Origin of the sequence: Deinococcus murrayi DSM 11303 (assembly GCF_000482805.1) — a bacterium.
GTDB classification, from domain to species: Bacteria; Deinococcota; Deinococci; order Deinococcales; family Deinococcaceae; genus Deinococcus; species Deinococcus murrayi.
The window spans coordinates 50,489-68,767 of record NZ_AXWT01000019.1 but is presented as its reverse complement, the minus strand read 5'-3'; the positions used below and the strand labels follow the sequence as shown (position 1 = coordinate 68,767).

Annotated in this window: 17 protein-coding genes; 12 read left to right on the top strand and 5 right to left on the bottom strand. The window is 69.0% G+C overall.

Features of this window, described 5'->3' with window-relative positions:
• The first annotated feature begins 35 nt into the window (after positions 1–35).
• The 5 genes from argH to H565_RS0104220 all read left to right on the top strand — a co-directional run bounded on the left by argH (position 36) and on the right by H565_RS0104220 (position 3,603).
• Positions 36–1,433, top strand: coding sequence for an argininosuccinate lyase (gene argH / locus H565_RS0104240; protein ID WP_027459948.1), 1,398 nt, complete (start codon positions 36–38; stop codon positions 1,431–1,433).
• Positions 1,430–1,909, top strand: coding sequence for an HIT family protein (locus tag H565_RS0104235; protein ID WP_027459947.1), 480 nt, complete (start codon positions 1,430–1,432; stop codon positions 1,907–1,909). The genes argH and H565_RS0104235 overlap by 4 nt, the downstream gene beginning before the upstream one ends.
• Before the next feature lie 34 nt (positions 1,910–1,943).
• A complete protein-coding gene (locus tag H565_RS0104230; protein ID WP_027459946.1) occupies positions 1,944–2,438 on the top strand; it encodes a GNAT family N-acetyltransferase in 495 nt (164 codons plus the stop codon).
• Positions 2,439–2,552: 114 nt separating this feature from the next.
• Complete coding sequence (locus H565_RS0104225; protein ID WP_027459945.1) at positions 2,553–3,023, top strand: GNAT family N-acetyltransferase; 471 nt, start codon at positions 2,553–2,555, stop codon at positions 3,021–3,023.
• Positions 3,024–3,072: 49 nt separating this feature from the next.
• Positions 3,073–3,603, top strand: coding sequence for an N-acetyltransferase (locus H565_RS0104220; RefSeq protein WP_027459944.1), 531 nt, complete (start codon positions 3,073–3,075; stop codon positions 3,601–3,603).
• 32 nt (positions 3,604–3,635) lie between these two features.
• On the opposite strand, the gene H565_RS0104215 is transcribed toward H565_RS0104220, so the two are convergent.
• Complete coding sequence (locus tag H565_RS0104215) at positions 3,636–3,989, bottom strand: four helix bundle protein (RefSeq protein ID WP_027459943.1); 354 nt, start codon at positions 3,987–3,989, stop codon at positions 3,636–3,638.
• 95 nt (positions 3,990–4,084) lie between these two features.
• On the opposite strand from H565_RS0104215, the gene carA reads away from it, so the two are divergent.
• From carA to carB, 5 genes are all read left to right on the top strand, one after another.
• On the top strand, positions 4,085–5,269 hold the full coding sequence (carA, locus tag H565_RS0104210) for a glutamine-hydrolyzing carbamoyl-phosphate synthase small subunit (RefSeq protein ID WP_027459942.1): 1,185 nt from the start codon (positions 4,085–4,087) through the stop codon (positions 5,267–5,269).
• Between the two features lie 110 nt (positions 5,270–5,379).
• Complete coding sequence (locus tag H565_RS15675; RefSeq protein WP_051363410.1) at positions 5,380–7,680, top strand: uracil-DNA glycosylase; 2,301 nt, start codon at positions 5,380–5,382, stop codon at positions 7,678–7,680.
• Positions 7,681–7,764: 84 nt separating this feature from the next.
• The gene (locus H565_RS0104200; RefSeq protein WP_027459941.1) at positions 7,765–8,814 is read left to right on the top strand and encodes a DNA topoisomerase IB; all 1,050 of its coding nucleotides are present in this window, start codon (positions 7,765–7,767) and stop codon (positions 8,812–8,814) included.
• Between the two features lie 73 nt (positions 8,815–8,887).
• Positions 8,888–9,592, top strand: a complete 705-nt coding sequence (locus tag H565_RS14290) for an alpha/beta fold hydrolase (protein ID WP_051363409.1) — start codon at positions 8,888–8,890, stop codon at positions 9,590–9,592.
• A gap of 73 nt (positions 9,593–9,665) precedes the next feature.
• On the top strand, positions 9,666–12,761 hold the full coding sequence (carB, locus tag H565_RS0104190) for a carbamoyl-phosphate synthase large subunit (RefSeq protein ID WP_027459940.1): 3,096 nt from the start codon (positions 9,666–9,668) through the stop codon (positions 12,759–12,761).
• Here the strand turns inward: carB and H565_RS0104185 are convergent.
• The 4 genes from H565_RS0104185 to H565_RS14285 form a co-directional block, all read right to left on the bottom strand.
• A complete protein-coding gene (locus H565_RS0104185; RefSeq protein ID WP_034408349.1) occupies positions 12,758–13,726 on the bottom strand; it encodes an LptA/OstA family protein in 969 nt (322 codons plus the stop codon). The two genes, carB and H565_RS0104185, sit on opposite strands and share 4 nt — an antisense overlap.
• A gap of 14 nt (positions 13,727–13,740) precedes the next feature.
• Positions 13,741–14,625: an LptA/OstA family protein gene (locus H565_RS0104180; protein ID WP_027459938.1), complete on the bottom strand. Its 885-nt coding sequence runs from the start codon at positions 14,623–14,625 to the stop codon at positions 13,741–13,743.
• Positions 14,622–15,239: a hypothetical protein gene (locus tag H565_RS0104175; protein ID WP_027459937.1), complete on the bottom strand. Its 618-nt coding sequence runs from the start codon at positions 15,237–15,239 to the stop codon at positions 14,622–14,624. Before H565_RS0104175 ends, H565_RS0104180 begins: the two co-directional genes overlap by 4 nt.
• A 100-nt stretch (positions 15,240–15,339) precedes the next feature.
• The gene (locus H565_RS14285) at positions 15,340–16,131 is read right to left on the bottom strand and encodes an AIM24 family protein (RefSeq protein ID WP_034408346.1); all 792 of its coding nucleotides are present in this window, start codon (positions 16,129–16,131) and stop codon (positions 15,340–15,342) included.
• A gap of 158 nt (positions 16,132–16,289) precedes the next feature.
• Between H565_RS14285 and H565_RS0104165 the strand changes: the two genes are divergently transcribed.
• The gene (locus tag H565_RS0104165; RefSeq protein WP_027459936.1) at positions 16,290–17,054 is read left to right on the top strand and encodes a TatD family hydrolase; all 765 of its coding nucleotides are present in this window, start codon (positions 16,290–16,292) and stop codon (positions 17,052–17,054) included.
• A gap of 61 nt (positions 17,055–17,115) precedes the next feature.
• Entirely contained in the window at positions 17,116–18,276 is a 1,161-nt protein-coding gene (locus H565_RS0104160) for an acyl-CoA dehydrogenase family protein (RefSeq protein ID WP_027459935.1), read from the top strand.
• Positions 18,277–18,279: the final 3 nt, after the last annotated feature.

Sequence of the window (18,279 nt, the reverse complement as noted above, 5' to 3'; positions counted from 1 at the left end):
CTGGCGGCTGGTTGCTGGCCGCCCAAAAGGACAACATGACCAACACAACCCAACAAAAGAAACTCTGGGGAGGCCGCTTCGCGGAAGCCACCGACGGCCTCGTGGAACTCTTCAACGCCTCGGTGGGCTTCGACCAGCGCCTCGCCGAGCAGGACATTCGCGGCTCGCTGGCCCACGTGGCGATGCTGGGGCAGCAGGGCATCCTGACCCCGGACGAGGTGGCGCAGATTTCGGATGGGCTGAAGGCCGTCCTGGCCGACATCCGCGCCGGAGCGTTCGAGTGGCGGCTCGACCGCGAGGACGTTCACATGAACGTGGAGGCCGCCCTGCGCGACCGCATCGGGCCTGTGGCAGGCAAGCTGCACACCGCCCGCTCGCGCAATGACCAGGTGGCGGTGGACTTCCGGCTGTTCACGAAGGAAGCGGCTCTCGACCTCGCGGACGGGGTGCGGGCGCTGCGGGCCGTGATGCTCGCCGAGGCCGAAAAGTACCTGCCAGACGAGGTCATCCTGCCCGGCTACACGCACCTGCAGGTCGCGCAGCCCATCTTGCTGAGTCACTGGTTCATGGCCTACGTGGCGATGCTGGAGCGCGACGAGGGCCGCTTGCGCGACGCCGCCACCCGCATGGACGAGTCGCCGCTCGGCTCCTCCGCCCTCGCCGGAACGCCCTGGCCCATCGACCGGCACGCGACCGCCGGGGCGCTGGGCTTTGCGCGGCCCACCGCCAACTCGCTCGACGGGGTGGGCAGCCGGGATTTTGCGCTGGAGTTCCTGTCGGCGGCGGCGATTCTGGGGGCGCACCTTTCGCGCCTCTCGGAAGAACTCATCCTGTATTCCACCTTCGAGTTCGGCTTCCTGACGCTGCCCGACTCGCACACTACGGGCAGTTCCATCATGCCCCAGAAGAAAAACCCCGACGTGGCCGAACTCGCGCGGGGCAAGGCGGGGCGGCTCTTCGGGAACCTGATGGGCCTCTTGACGGTCGTGAAGGGCACGCCGCTCGCCTACAACAAGGACCTTCAGGAGGACAAGGAGGGTGTGTTCGACTCCTACGACACCCTGTCCATCGTGCTGCGCCTGTACGCCGAGATGCTGCCCAAGACCGTCTGGCACGCGGACGTGACGAAAGCGGCGGCGGCCCGCGGGTACTCGACGGCCACCGACCTCGCGGATTTCCTGGCGCGTGAGGGCGTGCCTTTCCGTGAAGCACATGAGGTCGTCGGCGGCCTCGTGGGGCTGGCCTCGCGCACGGGCCGCCACCTGTGGGAGCTGGAGGACGGAGAGTTGCGGGCCGCCCATCCCCTCCTGGGCGCAGACGTGGCCCGCTCGCTGACCGTCGAGGAGAGCGTGCGTTCGCGCCAGAGCTTCGGCGGCACCGCACCGGACCGGGTGCGCGAGGCGATTGCGGCGGCCAAGGCGGCCCTCTCGTGAAGGTCACGGTGACTCTCGACGGCACCCTGCTGAAGAAGCGGGAGGCGGAGTGGGCGCACTGGCTGGAGAACGCAGCGCAAAATCCCCTCTCGACCCGTGAGGAGTTCACTGGTGGGGAAGTGCTGCTGGAAAACGACCTGTGCGTCTACACCCAGGACGCCCGCTATTCCGAAGGTTTGCCCCATTCCGGCCTGATTGTCACCAAGCGGCCCTGCGAGACGGTCTTCGACCTCACCCCGGCGGAAGCCGCCGCCACCCACGCCCTGCTCGCCGAGGTCAAGGCGCACCTCGACGCGACCGTCCGGCCTGACGGCTACACGGTGGGTTGGAACGTCCTCCCCGCCGGGGGGCAGCACATCCCGCACGTTCACCTGCACGTCATTCCCCGCTGGAACACGGATGCGGCAGCAGGGGCGGGCTTGCGGTTCTTCCTCAAGGAAGCCGCCCGCGCTGCACAAGCCGCCGAATCCGTCTGAACCTTCTTCCCCGCCCCCAGAGGAGGCCCTCCCCATGACCCACGTTCCCGCGCCCCTCGACACGGTGCATGTCAAGCTGCGACAGGCCGTGCCCGCCGACTTCCCCACCATCGTGGAGCTGCTCACCCGCTGCGGGCTGCACACCTCCAGCGTGACCCCAGAGGGCAGCACCTACTGGGTCGCAGACCTCAACGGGGTGCCGAGCGGCTGCATCGGCCTGGAGCACGGCGAGGGCGCGAGCCTCATCCGCTCGACCGCGGTTCTGCCCGAAGCCCGCTCGCAGGGACTGGGGCGGGCGCTCGTCGCCTCGGCGCTGACCTATGCCAGCTTGCGGGGAGACCGCACCGTGTACCTCTTCTCGCAGGAGGCGGGGGACTACTGGCGGCGCTTGGGCTTCGTGCCCGTGAATGCGGACGAGCTGGCCGCCGCGCTGCCGGGGACGCCCCAGGTCAAAAGCGGAGTGTGCAAGGGCTGGATTCATGACGAGCAAGCCTGGAAGCACGTGCTGGGCGGAGGGGGCGGGTCGTGAGACGGCGGCTCCCCGGCGGGCCGGGCGTGCGCTATGCTGCCCGCACGCACAATCCACCCGCGCCGGACGCCCGCCGGGGGGTCTGGCCGGACCGCCCTTCCGGAGGACTCCACCATGACCGACTCGAACGTTCAGATTCGTCTCGCGCAGCCCCAGGACAAGGACACCGTCTGCCGCATCTTTCACGAGGCGGGGCTGGACACCGAAGAGGCGCTGGCCCCCGGCACGACCTATTGGGTGATGGAGCGCGGCGGCCAACCCGTCGGGGCCATCGGCCTGGAACACGGCGAGGGAGCCTCCCTGCTGCGCGGGGCGGCGGTGCTGCCCTCGGCGCAGGGGCAGGGGCTGGGGCGGCGGCTGGTCATGAGCGCCGTGGAGTATGCGCGGGCGCGGGGCGACCGGGCCATCTACCTCTTCAGCAAGGGGGGCGACTGGCAGAGCTTCGGCTTTACGCAAGTGCCCCTCGCGGTCGTTCTGGGCGACGTGCCCGACACCCCGCAGGTCCGCGCCTACCGCGCCCGTGGCGAGCGCCCCGGCGGCAGCACCTGGATGCGGCCCCTGGAAGTGAGCGTCGGGCAGGCGTAGGGCGGCGCGGGGGCACTGGACTTCCCGCCGCACTCTGGGAGGTCAGCCTATGACCTTCCTCAGCCTTGACTCCATCGCTGTTCCCGACATTCATCCGCAGGCCCCGCTGGTCACCCGCAAGGCGCGGCTCCCGGACATTGAGGCGATTCACGAACTCATCGGCTACTGGGCGGCGCGGGGGCAAATGCTGGTGCGCTCCCGGTCGCTGCTCGCCGAAACCATTCGCGACTTTCACCTCGTGCTGGCTGAACCGCACGGGGGCAAACCCGGCGGCCTGGCCGGGGTCTGCGGCTTGCACCTCCTCGCGGCGGACCTCGCGGAGGTGCGCGGCCTCGCCATTCATCCGCACATGCAGGGGCGGGGGCTAGGCAAGCAACTTGTCGCGGCCTGCGAGCGCGAAGCCCGCGACCTCGGCCTTCCGGCCCTCTTTGCCTGGACCTACCAGCAGGCTTTTTTCGAGAGGTGCGGCTTTCACCGCATCGACAAGGCAAACCTGCATCCCAGGGTCTGGAGCGAGTGCCAGCGCTGCGCCTTTTTTGAGAACTGCAATGAGATTGCGATGCTCCGGGAGCTGGGATGAGGAGCGGCCAGCAACCAGCTTCCAGCCACCAGCTAAGATTTCAGTCGGCGCCGGAAGCTGGTGAGCACGCGGCGTACTTCGCTCAGTTGGTGGGTGACAGTCTGGTACTCCAGTTCTGGAATGGAGCCCAGGTCGCGGGCAAGCAACATCTGATATTCGACTTCGTTGGCAGAGCCGCCAGCCATGTCCAAGAACCGGGCAAAATCTGTGTCGCTGGACCTTCCCGCTCCTTCCGCAATGTTGGAAGGAATCGAGACCGCTGCCCGCCGCAGTTGAGCAGTCAATCCAAATCGCTCGTCTGCCGGAAACGAGTGCGTCAGCACGTAAACTCGCAGGGCCAAGGCATGTGCCTTTTGCCAAACCACAAACTGCCTGTAATCACGCACAACCCAGCATATGCCCCGTATGCTGGCCGCTGGTGGCTGGTTGCTGGCCACTCTTCCCATCAAACGCGTCCCGTGAGGCGCGAATGGAGGTCCCTATGATTCGGAAAGAACGCGCCATCCTGGCCCTGGAAGACGGCACCGTGTACCGGGGCTACGCCTTCGGGCACCGGGGCGAGACGGTCGGCGAGGTGGTCTTTAACACCTCCATGACGGGCTACCAGGAAATCATGACCGACCCCAGCTACAACGGGCAAATCGTGACCATCACCTACCCGCACGTGGGCAACTACGGGGTGGCGATTTACGACATGGAGAGCAACAAGCCCTACGTGCGGGGCTTTATCTCGCGCGAGTTTTCCGGCGAGTACTCCAACCACCGGGCGCAGCAGTCGCTGGAAGCCTTTATGCAGCAGTACGGCGTGGTGTCCATCCAGGGCATCGACACGCGGGCGCTCGTGCGGCGGCTGCGGTCAGGCGGGGTGGTCAAGGGTGTGATTGCCCACCGCTCTTTTACCCACCCCGAAGACCCCTACGGCGAGTTCACCCCCGCCGAGGAGCAGGTCTACGTGCAGCGGGCGCGGGACCATCAGGACATCGACGGGCACGACATGACGAGGGAAGTCACGACCGCCCTGCCCTACGCCTTTCCCACCCTGCGGCACGGCAAGCGCGTCGTGCTGATGGATTTCGGAATCAAGCACACCATCATCGAGCGGCTGGCCGAGGTCGGTATCGAACCCATCGTGGTCCCCGCGCACACCACCCCGGCGCAGATTATGGCGCTGCAACCGCACGGCCTCTTTCTCTCCAACGGCCCCGGCGACCCCGCGCCGCTGGAGTATGCGCACCGCACGGCCTGGGAACTCATGGGCCTGCTGCCCACCTTCGGCATCTGCCTGGGGCACCAGATTCTGGGCCTCGCGGCGGGCGGCAAGACCTTCAAGATGAAGTTCGGGCACCGGGGCGGCAACCAGCCGGTGAAGAACCTGCTCACCGGCAACGTGGAAATCACCTCCCAGAACCACGGCTACGCGGTGGACATCGAGTCCATCCCCGATGGGGCCTTTGTCGCCACGCACGTCAACCTCAATGACGGCACGCTGGAGGGCATGGCGCACAGCCGCTACCCGGTCTTTTCGGTGCAGTACCACCCCGAAGCTTCGCCGGGGCCGCACGACAGCCGCTACCTCTTTGACCGCTTCATCGAGGAAATCGACGCCTTTGACGGCGCGGACGGCTCGCCAGTGGTGAAGGCGGTGGCGGGGCGGCTGGGGGTGTAGGGGAGCGGTCAGCTATCAGCCATCAGCGGGGACGGGTGCAGGATGCCCGTCCCTTCCCCTTTGGGAGGGCGCGTACCGACCCGCCGTGCGGGATGGGGAAGACTGGGCGGATGCCCCGTCCCCTCGCTGGCCCGCCCGTTCAGGTCGTGTGGTTCAAAAAGGACCTGCGTGTTGCCGACCACGCCCCACTGGCGGCGGCAGCGGAACGGGGGCCGGTGCTGCCCCTCTACCTCTACGAGCCGGAACAACTGGGCCACGAGGAGTTCGCCGGGCACCACCTGACCTACCTGAATGAGTGCCTGGCCGAGCTGGATGGGCGGCTGCGGGCGCTGGGCGCGGGGCTGGTCGTCCGGCGGGGCGAGGCGGTCGCCGTGTTGGAGGAACTCTCCGAACTCGTGCCGATGGGCGGGCTGTGGGCGCACGAGGAGACGGGCAACATGGTGAGTTTTCAGCGTGACCGCCGAGTGCGGGCCTGGGCGCGGGAACGCGGGGTGCCGTTTGCCGAGCTGCCGCAGACGGGCGTGGTGCGGAGGCTGCGCGACCGCGACGGCTGGGCGGACCTCTGGGAGGAACGGATGTCGGCCCCGGTCGTGCCCGTGCCCGCCGCGCTGCGCGGCACCGACCTCCCGCCCGGCGGCCTCTACACCCACGCGGAGTTGGGTGTTCCAGCGAACGACAAGACCATTCCCCCCGGCGGCGAGAGCGTCGCCCGCGCCACGCTGGAGAGCTTCCTGACCGTGCGCGGCGTGAACTACCTGCGCGAGATGAGCAGTCCCCTCACCGCCGAGGAGAGCTGCTCGCGCCTCTCCGCGCCCCTGGCTTTTGGCACCGTGTCCCTGCGCGAGGTCGTGCAGGCGACCCGGCAGCGGCTGGCCGCAGTGAAGGGCGACCCCGACGCCGACGAACGCTGGGTGCGCTCCCTGCGCTCCTTCGAGAGCCGCCTGCACTGGCACTGCCATTTCATCCAGCGGCTGGAATCCGAGCCGCAGATGGAGGTTCGCAACCTCAACCGCGCCTTCGATGGCCTGCGCCCGGACGCGGGCGACCCTGGCTGGAACGCGGACTTCTTCGACCGCTGGGCGCACGGGCAGACCGGCTATCCCCTCGTGGACGCCTGCATGCGGATGCTGCGGGAGACGGGCTGGCTGAACTTCCGGATGCGGGCGATGCTCGTCTCCTTCGCCTCGCAGCACCTGTGGCTGCACTGGCGGCCCACCGGCCTGCTCCTGGCGCGGCAGTGGCTGGACAACGAACCCGGCATCCACTGGTCGCAGATGCAGATGCAGAGCAGCACGGTGGGCATCAACCGCGTCCGCATCTACTCCCCCACCCGGCAGGCCCGCGAGCAGGACCCGGACGGGGTGTTCATCCGCCGCTGGGTGCCCGAACTCGCGGACGTGCCGGGCGACTTCCTGCACGCGCCCTGGGAGTGGAGCGGGGCGACCCGGCTGGCCTACCCGCCGCCCGTGGTGGATGAAGGAAAGGCGGGCGCTGCAGCGCGGGCCAGAATCTATGCTGCGCGGGAGAGTGAAGCCTTTGAGACCGAGGTCCGGCGCGTCTATCAAAAGCATGGCAGCCGCAAAAAGGCGGTGCTGCGGGCCGAGCGGGTGGCGCGGGGCTTGCCACCCAAGCCTATCCGCCCCCCCAAGTCTGCCCCCCGGAGGAACCCCCCGATGACCGACCAGCCTGGCCTCTTCGGCACGACTCCCGAAGCTCCCAAACCCCTGATTCCAGCGGGCCTGCCCGACTCTTGGCGCGAGGCGCTGCACGACGAGTTCGCCGCCCCGTATTTCCACGCGCTGAGGGACTTTCTGGTCGAGGAGCGCCGCCAGCACACCGTTTACCCGCCCGCGCCCGACGTGTTCAATGCGCTGCGGTACACGCCTCTGGAGGCCGTCAAGGTCCTCATCCTGGGGCAGGACCCCTATCACGGCCCCGGTCAGGCGCACGGGCTGGCCTTTTCCGTGCGGCCCGGCGTGCGCCCGCCCCCCAGCCTGGCGAACATCTACAAGGAGTTGCAGGCCGACGTCGGCTTCCAGCCGCCGCGCCACGGGTATCTGCGGCACTGGGCCGAACAGGGCGTGCTGCTGCTGAACGCCGTCCTCACCGTGCGCCGGGGCGAACCCAACAGCCACGCGGGCCGGGGCTGGGAGAGGTTGACCGACGCGGTGATTCGGCACGTCAACGCGAAGGAATCACGGGTGGTCTTCGTGCTGTGGGGGGCCTACGCCCGCAAGAAGGCGAAGTTGGTGACGAACCCGCAACACGTCATCCTCGAATCCGCCCACCCCAGCCCCCTCAGCGTGGCGAAGTTCCTGGGGACGCGGCCCTTTTCAAAGGTGAACGCGGCGCTGGAGGAATCCGGGCAGACGCCGATTGACTGGCAACTGCCCATGGAAGTGGAGGAGTAGCCCCCCGTTGCCTTCGGCCCTCCTCAAGCCGGATTGCGCCCGACCGGACAGAGGGGCCGGGCCAGCCCGTCCATCCTGACCCGCATGAGCAGTCGCACGGCCCTCCTGCAAGACGAATACCTCCGCCGGGAGGGGGACAAGCCCAGCGAGTTCCGCTACTTCTGGCCGGACGGGGAAGAGTACGTGGACCCCGAAGGACTGGCCCGCATCGCGGCGCTGGCGGTGCCACCTGCCTACATCGATGTGTACGTCTCGCCCGACCCGGACGCCGAGCTTCAGGCCTTCGGGCGCGACGCGGCGGGGCGGCTCCAGTACCGCTACCACCCCGATTTTCTCCAGGCGGGGGCGCTGAAGAAGTGGCAACGGCTGGCGCGGTTTGCGGGGGCCTTGCCGACCCTTCGCACGGTCACCGCCGCCGACCTGCGCCCCTCCGGGCTGCCCCGGCGCAAGGTGCTCGCGGTGATGACGCGGGTGCTGCACGTCGCCCATTTCCGGGTGGGGAGCGACACCTACGCCCGCGCCCACCGGACCTACGGCCTCTCCACCCTGCGCCAGCGACATGTGACGGTGGAGGGCCGCGCCGTCCACTTCCGCTTCAAGGGCAAGCACGCCATCCTTCAGGAAAAGACCGTGCGCGACCGCACCCTGGCGACGAACATCGAGCGCCTGCTCGCGCTACCCGGCCCCTGGCTCTTTCAGAGTGTGGAGGAGGACGTGCGCTCCCGTATCCGCGCCGGCGACCTCAACGCCTACCTGCGCGAGGTCATCGGCCCCTTCACCGCCAAGGATTTCCGCACCTGGGGCGGCACGCTGGTGGCCGCCGAGTTTCTGGCGGAAGCCGGAGCACCTGCCTCGGAGCGCGAGGCCCGCCGGACGCTGGTGGAGTGCGTCAAGTACGTCGCCGCCGACCTGGGGAACACGCCCGCCGTTACGCGGGGCAGCTACATCTGCCCGGTCATCTTTGACCGCTATCAGAGCGGCTTGGTGCTGGACGACTACGAACCCCGTGCGGGCCGTCAGGAGCCGGAGCTGGAGGGCCTCACCCGCAGCGAGGCGGCGCTGAAGCGGATGCTGGAAAGCGAGCAGGCGCTGCGGGTTCGCCGTCCCCGCCGCGGGGCGGACGTGGCCGCGTAACCCCGCGCTCCCCTCCCCCCATCCCTGCCATGCTGGGGCCATAGCGGTCTTCTCTCGCTTCCCGTGGCGCGGGGTGCGGGGCGTGCAAGCGGTGCGGCTGCCCCCGCTTGTACTCGGCCAGGATGCCATCAGCTCGCCGCAGAGCCGGGCCGCCCGCGTCAGCTTGCGGCGGGACGCTGGCCCCGTCATCGATATTCGCCCCCCGCAGGGCGAAACCCACACCCTGCTGATTGACTATCCCGGTGGCCGGGTGCGCCCGCAGGCCTACGAGTGGTTGGGGCGGGCACTCGCCGCGAGCGGCGTGCAGACCCTGATTCCTGTCTTTCCGCTTGACCTCGCGGTCCTTGACCCTGACCGCGCCGACACGCTGATAGACCGCTTTGGGGCGGGCAAGCGCGTCGTGCTGGCGGGGCACTCGCTGGGCGGCGCGATGGCGGCGGGGTACGCTGCCCGCTTCCCCCAGCGACTGGACGCCCTCATCCTGCATGCCGCCTATCCCCCACCGAACACTGACCTGCGCGACCTCAGTCTGCCCGTGCTCTCGCTGTTGGCCGAGCGGGACGGGGTGGCCTCCCCCGCCGATGTGCGGGAGGGCCGCCAGCGCCTGCCCTCCGGCACCCAGCTGGTGACGCTGCCGGGGGCGGTCCACAGCTTCTTCGGGCGCTCCGGCCCCCAGCGGGGCGACGGCCAGCCTGCGGTCTCCCGCGCCGAGGCCGAAGCGCAGATTCTGGAGGCCATGCAGACCTTCTTGCAGGCGCTGCCCCCCCGGCACCGCTGAGGGGACGGGCTGCATAGTCATACAGTCCTTCCCCGGCTTGCCCCGGCCATCCGTGCCATACTCAGGACTCGGAATGCCCAAGCGTACCGACCTCCAGACCATCCTGATTCTCGGCAGCGGCCCCATTCAGATTGGGCAAGCCGCCGAGTTCGACTATTCGGGCACCCAGGCCCTCAAGGCGCTGAAAAAGGAGGGGTACCGCGTCGTCCTGGTGAACTCTAACCCGGCGACCATCATGACCGACCCGGACCTCGCGGACGCCACCTACCTGGAAGCCCTCACGCCGGAGTTTGTCCGCAAGGTTATCGAAAAGGAACGCCCCGACGCCCTGCTGCCCACCCTGGGCGGCCAGACGGCCCTCAACCTGGCGATGGAACTCCACGCCAACGGGACGCTCGCCGAGTTCGGCGTCGAACTCATCGGGGCCAATGCCGAGGCCATCCACAAGGGCGAGGACCGCGAAGCGTTTCAGGCGGCGATGCGGAAAATCGGCGTGGAGACGGCGCGGGGCAAGATGGTCCACTCGCTGGAAGAGGCCGTGGAGTACCAAAAAGAACTGGGCCTCCCGGTCGTCATCCGGCCTTCCTTTACCCTGGGTGGTACGGGCGGCGGCATCGCCCACACCTACGAGGACTTCCTGAGGATTACCGAGGGGGGCCTGCGCGACTCGCCGGTGCATTCGGTCCTGCTCGAAGAGTCCATCCTGGGCTGGAAGGAATACGAGCTGGAGGTCATGCGCGACCACGCCGATACGGTCGTCATCATCACGAGCATCGAAAACTTTGACCCCATGGGCGTGCACACCGGGGACTCCATCACAGTGGCTCCCGCGCAGACCCTCAGCGACGTGGAATACCAGCGGCTGCGCGACCAGTCCCTCGCCATCATCCGCGAGATTGGGGTGGACACGGGCGGCTCCAACATCCAGTTCGCGGTGAACCCCGACAACGGGCGCGTCATCGTCATCGAGATGAATCCGCGGGTCAGCCGCTCTAGCGCGCTCGCGAGCAAGGCGACGGGCTTTCCCATCGCCAAGATTGCCGCCCTCCTCGCGGTCGGCTACCACCTCGACGAGCTGCCGAACGACATCACCCGCGTCACCCCCGCCGCCTTCGAGCCGACCATCGACTACGTGGTCACCAAGATTCCGCGCTTCGCCTTCGAGAAGTTCCCCGGCAGCAGTGACGCGCTGGGCACCCAGATGCGCTCGGTGGGCGAGGTCATGGCGATTGGCCGCACCTTCAAAGAAAGCGTGCAAAAGGCGCTGCGGAGCATTGAGGCGGACGTGCGCGGAGCCTTTGCCGAGATGGGCGTAGAGGAGCTGCGGGGCCTGCTCTACGGCAACCCCCGCCGCATCGAGGCCGTGCTGGAGCTGCTGCGGCGGGGCGAGGGCGTGCAGGCCCTCCACGACGCCACCAAGATTGACCGCTGGTTTCTCTCGCAACTTCAGGAAATCGTGGCCGCCGAGCGGGAACTCCTCGACCTCGGCCCCATCCAGAGCTGGAAATACGAGGTCTGGCGCGAGGTCAAGCGGCTGGGCTTCAGTGATGCCCGCATCGGAGAGCTGGTGGGGCTGAGCGAGCTGGAGGTGCGTGCCCTGCGCAAGGCGGCCAAAGCCACCCCGGTCTACAAGACGGTGGACACCTGCGCCGCCGAGTTCGAGGCCTACACGCCCTACCACTACTCCACCTACGAATGGGAAGACGAGGTCAAAGCCACCGACAAGCCCAAGGTGGTCATCTTGGGCAGTGGCCCCAACCGCATCGGGCAGGGGGTGGAGTTCGACTACGCGACCGTGCACGCGGTCTGGGCGCTTCAGGAGGCGGGCTTTGAAACCATCATGGTCAACTCCAACCCCGAAACCGTCTCCACCGACTACGACACCGCCGACCGCCTGTACTTTGAGCCGCTGACCTTCGAGGACGTCATGAATATCGTCGAGCACGAGAAGCCTGTGGGCGTCATCGTGCAGCTCGGCGGGCAGACCCCCCTCAAGCTGGCAAAAAAGCTGGCGGAGGCGGGGGCACCCATCCTCGGCACGAGTCCGGAGACCATCCACCAGGCCGAAGACCGCGCCTCCTTTAACGCCCTGTGCGAGCGCCTGGGCCTGCCGCAGCCGCGGGGCAAGGTTGCCGAGACGCCCGCGCAGGCCCTCGCCCTCGCCGCCGAACTCGGCTTTCCGCTCATGGCCCGGCCCTCCTACGTGCTGGGGGGCCGCGCCATGCGGACGGTGCACAGCCTCGAAGAGCTGTCGGCTTACCTCAGCGAGGTGTACGCCGCCGTTGAGGGGCAGCCCTCTATCCTGCTCGACCAGTTCCTGGAGGGGGCGCTCGAACTTGACGTGGACCTCCTGTGTGACGGGAAGCGAGCGGTCGTCGCAGGGGTCATGGAGCACGTCGAGGCTGCCGGGGTTCACTCCGGCGACAGCGCCTGCGTGCTGCCCCCGGTGAGCCTCTCGCCCGACCTGCTGGAGCGCGTGAAACGGGACACCGAGCGCCTCGCCCTGGAACTTGGCGTCAAGGGCCTGATGAACGTGCAGTGGGCCGTGAAAGACGGCGTGGCCTACATCCTGGAGGCCAACCCGCGGGCCAGCCGCACCGTGCCCTTCGTCTCCAAGGCCGTGCACCACCCCCTCGCCAAGAGTGCCGCCCGGATTGCCGTCGGGCACACCTTGGAGCAGATTGGCTTCACCGAGACGCCCGCGCCAAATCTGTACGCGGTCAAGGAAGTCCACCTGCCCTTCCTCAAGTTTGCGGGGGTCCTGCCCATTCTTGGCCCGGAGATGAAGAGCACGGGAGAGAGCATGGGCCTCGATACGGACCCGTACCTCGCCTTCTACCGGGCGGCGCTGGGGGCCAAGAGCCACCTGCCGCTGTCGGGGACGGCCCTCCTCCTCGGCGAGGGGTTAGACGAGGTGGCTGCCACACTGGAGGGCGCGGGGCTGCGGGTCCTGCGCGAGCAAGAAGGCGACACGCTGCCCGACCTCCTGGTCGACGTGACTGCCTCGCCCCTCCTGCGCGCCGCCCTGGAACGCGGCGTTCCCATCGTCAGCACCCGCGAAGGCGCGGTGTGGACCGCGAAGGCGATTGCGGCGGCCCAGGGACGCGAGCTGGGGGTCAGGAGCTTGCAAGAATGGCAGCGGGGGGCCGGGGCTGACGCCTCAAGCTAGGGCGTGCGGGGAGGGGCCACCTCCCCCTCCTCGCCGTCCTGAAACTCCCCGGTAATCGTGCCGCCCCGTGGGGCGCGGGCCACCACCTCGTTGCGCTGAAGGTCATACAGCAGCTCTCCAGCCCGCAGCACGTCCCCGCGCAGGGTGCTCTCGGCGGGCTGCTCGGCGGTGCCGATGAGCCGGGCGAGGTTGGCCCGGTCGTCGTACTCCACGCGGGCGGCGCGGCTCACGCGGCCATCGGGACTGTTCAGCACCACCGCGCCGATCAGCACGGTCTTCTCGGTGTCCACCTCCACCTCGATGCGTTCGCTCTGGCCGGTCAGCGGGCCGTCATCGCCAGGGCGGGTAAAGGTGACCGGGCCATCGATGCGGGCGACCCCGTCCGTCTCGTCGTAGACGAGTTTCTGGCCCTTTAGCTCGGTGCGGCCCTGGGTGACGAGCACGGTGCCGGGCGCGGGCTGGGACACGACCTCCACCGCGCAGCGGCTGAGGCGGTCGGTCTTGCCCTCCGGCACCTCGTCCAGAAAGCGGGCGGTCCCGGCGCTGGCCTCGATGCGCCCGTCGCTGCCCTCCCCCTCAGCGGCGGGGCGCTGGGTCACGACCGCGAGGGGCACCTGAATGACGTTCTGGTCGATGGTAATCTGCACGCCCCCCGGCCCCGACTCGGAAAAGACGGCCACGTTGGGCGCGTCTTCCGGCTCGCCTTCCTGCGGGCCGCAAATCGTAAAGATGCCCGTCTCGTCGCTGGTGCCCGTCCGCACGATGCGGATGCGCCGTTCCTGGCCGTCGGCCCCCCGGCGCACGAGTTCGAGGCTGGAGGTTTCGGCTTCAGCCGCGGCGGGGGCGGCATCCTCCTGGCTCTCCTGGGCAGGTGGGGCGGCGGGGGGCGACTCCTGCGCGTACGTGACAGCCGGCAGCGCCGCCCCCAGCAGCAGGGTGAGCGTCAGCAGCAGGGGGCGGGACACGGCGGCCCGCTCCCCTATTCGCCGCGCAGCTCGAACTGCTCGGTGGGAATCTTGTAGGCGGTGTTCAGCGCCCGCACCCGGCCCAGGTCAGTGCGCTGCTCCAGAGCGCCGCTCGCCGGGGCGCGGACGGTCACCTTGGTCTTGGAATCGGTGCTGACCGCGTTGCCGACCACGTAGGCGACGTTCTTTTTGTCGTCGTAGTACACGGCGTTCCCGGTGGTCGTCAGGGTGCCCTGCACGAGCTTCACCCCGCCGCGCACGTACAGCGTCTTCTCGGCGGTGCGGGCGCGGACCTCCTGCCCGGTGATGGTGAGTTCCTTTTGGTTGCCCTTTTCGGCGCGGGTCAGAACCGGATTGCCCGTGAGCTGGGCGAGTTCGCGGTCCTCGTCAAAGACGAGGCGTTCGGCGCGGCCACTCTGGATGCCGTTTTTCAGGGTCACGTTGCCCGTCGAGGTCGAGATATTGTTGTCCACGTCGAGGCTCATCTGCCCAGCGGTGATGGTCACGGTGTCGCCATTCGATTTGTCGTCGGGCACAAAGGTGGCCCGCGCGTTGCCGCTCATCACGCCCTGGCCGCTGGCCTCGCTGTAGGCGAGCTTGTCCCCCCTGGCGGTCAGTCGGCCCCGGCTCACGGTGATGTCGCCTTCGAAGTTGGCGGTGCGCTTGCCCTTGGCGTTCGTCAGGGGAGTCCCGGCGGGCGCGGCCAGGGTCGCTTGCTTGGCCTGGATTTGCAGGCTGCTCACGGTCGCCCTCACCGGACTTCCCGTAAAGGTCAGGGGGCCATTGCGCAGGTCGCCGCGCGGCGCTCCCTGGATGTTGATGATGCGCTTTTCGGCGGCGGTCTGCGCGAGCACGGGCGTGACGGCGAAGGCCAGAATCAGGGCAGTGCGTTTCTTCATGTCGGTTCTCCTTGAGCGGGACGGTGGGATGACAGCGGCACGCGCTGGCCGTTTTCACAGGTTTCAGTGGGGTCGAGGTCTCCGCTAAAGTCGGCGACCCCCGCTTCCAGAATCTCAAAGCCGAAGCTCATGCGCAGGTTGGGGATGCGCGCCCTGAGCACCGGGGAATCCACCTCGGCGAAGGGAGCGCTAAAGCCCGACCCCTGCTCGACGCGCACGGGCTGCTCGCGGGTGCCGCGCAGGTCGATGTCGGCACATTGCTGCACCAGGGTGACCCGCGCCTGACGGGTGAGCAGGTTGTCCTGCGCATCGATGGTGAGGTCCGGGGCCTCCAGCGTGGCGTCCAGCACAGCCGGGCCGCCCCCCGCCGGAAGCAGCCAGCGCCCGCCGTCCGCGAGGCCCGTCAGCCGCGTCTCCCCGCGCAGGGGGTCACTGACCACCCGCTCGGCGGAAAAGCGCCAGACCGCCCCCGCGTCGCGGGCGGGGTAGAGGCTGAGCTGCACCCCGCTCAGGCGAGCACCGGTCTGCGGCCCCGCCCCGGCAGAGGGCACCCGTGAAAACACCAGCGCGAAGAGCGCCAGCGCGAGAAGCGCGTAAACCCCGGTTCTCAGCACGCGGGCACTCTAGCGCTCTCCCCTCATGAGAGTGGTGGCATTCCCCTGACGGGGGTGAGGGAAGGGCGAAAAGCGCGGCTTCCCTGGCCCCCCACCCCGCCTAGCCCGGCAGCACGGAGGGCAGCGCCGGGCGGTGCAGCGGCAGCGTGGGCGCAAGCCAGACCCGCCCGCTGCCCCGGTACACCTGCACGAAGCCCTCGCCCGTGCGCCCGCTGCTCAGCAGGCCCCGGCTGCTGCGCTCGACGCTGAAGGCGAGGCCGCCCGTATAGGCGAGCACGAGGTTGCCGTCCACCTTCAGCGTCTCGTTCCGCAGGTCGAGCACCTGGAACTCGGCGCTCGGCACCGGGCTTTGCAGGGCGAACAGACCCCGGCCCGACAGCTTGGGCTGCACCCGGCCCTCGCCGCTGCCCAGCGCCGCCGCGAGGCCACGGTTGACGTGCTGCCCGACCGTGATGTCGCCCGCGCAGGCCACAAAAGCGCCGTCGTCCACAATCAGGTCTTCGCCCTCCAACTCGCCCAGCAGGAAGTGGAGGGGCGTAGGTTCGGTATAGATGGTCCCCGCTCCCCGGTAGGCCGTCTTGTAAAGGCCCTCGCCGCTCGCCGCCGCCGCCACCGCCCCGCGCAGGAACCCCCCCAGGCCGCCGCCCCCGCTGCGGGTTGCCTCCAGCTCAATCTCGCCACGCAGGTATTGCAGCGCCCCCGGCTCCAGGGTGACCACCCCCGCTCCGTCGGTCTGAATGGCCAGCTGCCGGGTGCGGGCGGGGCGGTTGACCGGCTCGAAATACCCCTCCAGCGGCGGATAGGCGGGCCGCGCCTCGTACTCGATGACCTGAAGCTTCAGGCCGGGGGCGCTGCGCTCCTCAGCCACTTCGGGAAAAAGGCGGTAGTCCATGCCCGCGGGTACGGGGCGGCGGCCTGGGAGGTTCCGGGGGGCGGATGGCTCGTCTCCCCCCTCCCAGCCTCCCCCACAAGGGGGGAGGAGTGAAAAGCGTACGTCTCTATCGGCTCCCCCACCTTCCCCACTTCCCACTTCCCACTACCCTCTTCTCCATGTTCGACACCCACTGCCACCTCGACTACCTCGGCGACCCCGCCTCGGCGCGGGGCGAACTCGGCCTCACCGGGATGGTCTGTATCGGCGCGGGGCCTCAGCACGCCCGGAACGCCGTGGCCCTCGCGGAGCAGTTCCCCGACGTGTGGGCGACCGTGGGCCTGCACCCGACGAGTACGGGGGACGACTCGCCGGGCACCCGCGCCGACCTCGAAGCCCTGGCCCCCCATCCCCGCGTGGTGGGCATCGGCGAGAGCGGCCTGGACGACTACTGGGACGACACGCGGCGGGGGCCGCAGCTCGCCGCCTTCGAGTGGCAGCTTGACCTCGCGGCGCGGGTGGGCAAGCCGCTCGTCATCCACGTGCGGGACAGGGCCGGGCAGGACTCGGCCCACCGGGGGGTGATGGACGTGCTCGCGGCGTGGCCAGAGGTGCCCGTCATCCTGCACTGCTTTTCGGGGCATCCCGGCCTCCTGGCCTTTGGGCTGGAGCGCGGGGCGCACTTCGGCTTTGCGGGCAACGTGACCTACAAGAACGCCCGCGAGATTCAGGAGGCCGCCCGCACGGTGCCGCTGGAGCGCCTCCTGCTGGAGACGGACGCCCCCTTCCTCGCCCCGGTCCCGAAGCGCGGGAAGCCCAACCGCCCCGGCTACGTGCGGCACACCCTGGAGTTCGTCGCGGGGCTGCGCGGAATGGACGCGGGCGAACTGGAGCGCGTGACCGACGAGAACGCCCGCCGCATCTACCGCCTGCCGGGCGCGTAAACTCGGCCCATTCCCCTCCTCCACCCGCCACCCGCCACGAGCCACACGCCTGGAGCCTTCCATGATTGACGAGTTCGCCGTCTTCGACCTCCTCTCCCCCGACGAAAAGCTCATTCGCGAAAGCGTGCGGGCCTTTGCCGAGGCCGAGCTGCTGCCGCACGTGGCCGAGTGGTGGGACGCGGGCACCCTGCCCGTGCGCGACGTGATGCGCCGCTTTGGGGCCATGGGCCTGCTGGGGCCGACCACCCCGGAGGCCTACGGCGGTGCGGGTACGTCCTACAGCGCGTACGGCGCGATGATGTACGAGCTAGAACGGGTGGACAGCGGCCTCAGGAGCGCGGCGAGCGTGCAGGGCAGCCTCGTCATGTTTCCCATCCATGAATACGGCTCCGAGGAGCAGAAGCGGCGGTACCTGCCTGGCCTCGCCTCCGGCGAGCTGGTCGGCTGCTTCGGCCTCACCGAACCCGACGGCGGCTCTGATCCCGGCGCGATGCGGACCCGCGCCCGGCGGGACGGGTCCGAGTACGTGCTGAGCGGCAGCAAGATGTGGATCACCAACTCGCCCGCCGCCGACCTCGCGGTCGTGTGGGCCAAGAACGAGGAGGGGGTGATTCGCGGCTTCATCGTGCCCACCGACGCGCCGGGCTTCCGCGCCCCCGAAATCGGGCGGAAGATGAGCCTGCGGGCCTCGGTGACGGGCGAAATCGTGCTGGAGGATTGCCGGATTCCGGCAGGGAACCTGCTGCCCGGCTCCGGGGGACTCAAGTCGCCGCTCTCCTGCCTGACCTCGGCCCGCTTCGGCATCGCGTGGGGGGCGATGGGGGCGCTGGAGGCGGTGCTGCGGGCGGCGCTGGACTATGCGGGGAGCCGCACGACCTTCGGCAAGCCCATCGCGGGGCGTCAGCTCGTGCAGGACAAGCTCGTGCGGATGGCGACCGACCACTCGGCGGGGCTGCTGCTGGCCTGGCGGCTGGGCACCCTCAAGGACGCGGGCCGCATGAACTACGCGCAGGTCAGCCTTGCCAAGCGGAACAACGTGCGGGTGGCATTGACGGGCGCACGGCTGGCCCGCGAGGTGCTGGGCGGCAACGGCATCACGACCGAGTATCCGGTCATCCGCCACATGCTCAACCTCGAAACGGTGGACACCTACGAGGGCACCCACGACATCCACACCCTGATTGTGGGGCGGCACCTGACCGGAGTGGGGGCGCTGGAGTGAGCC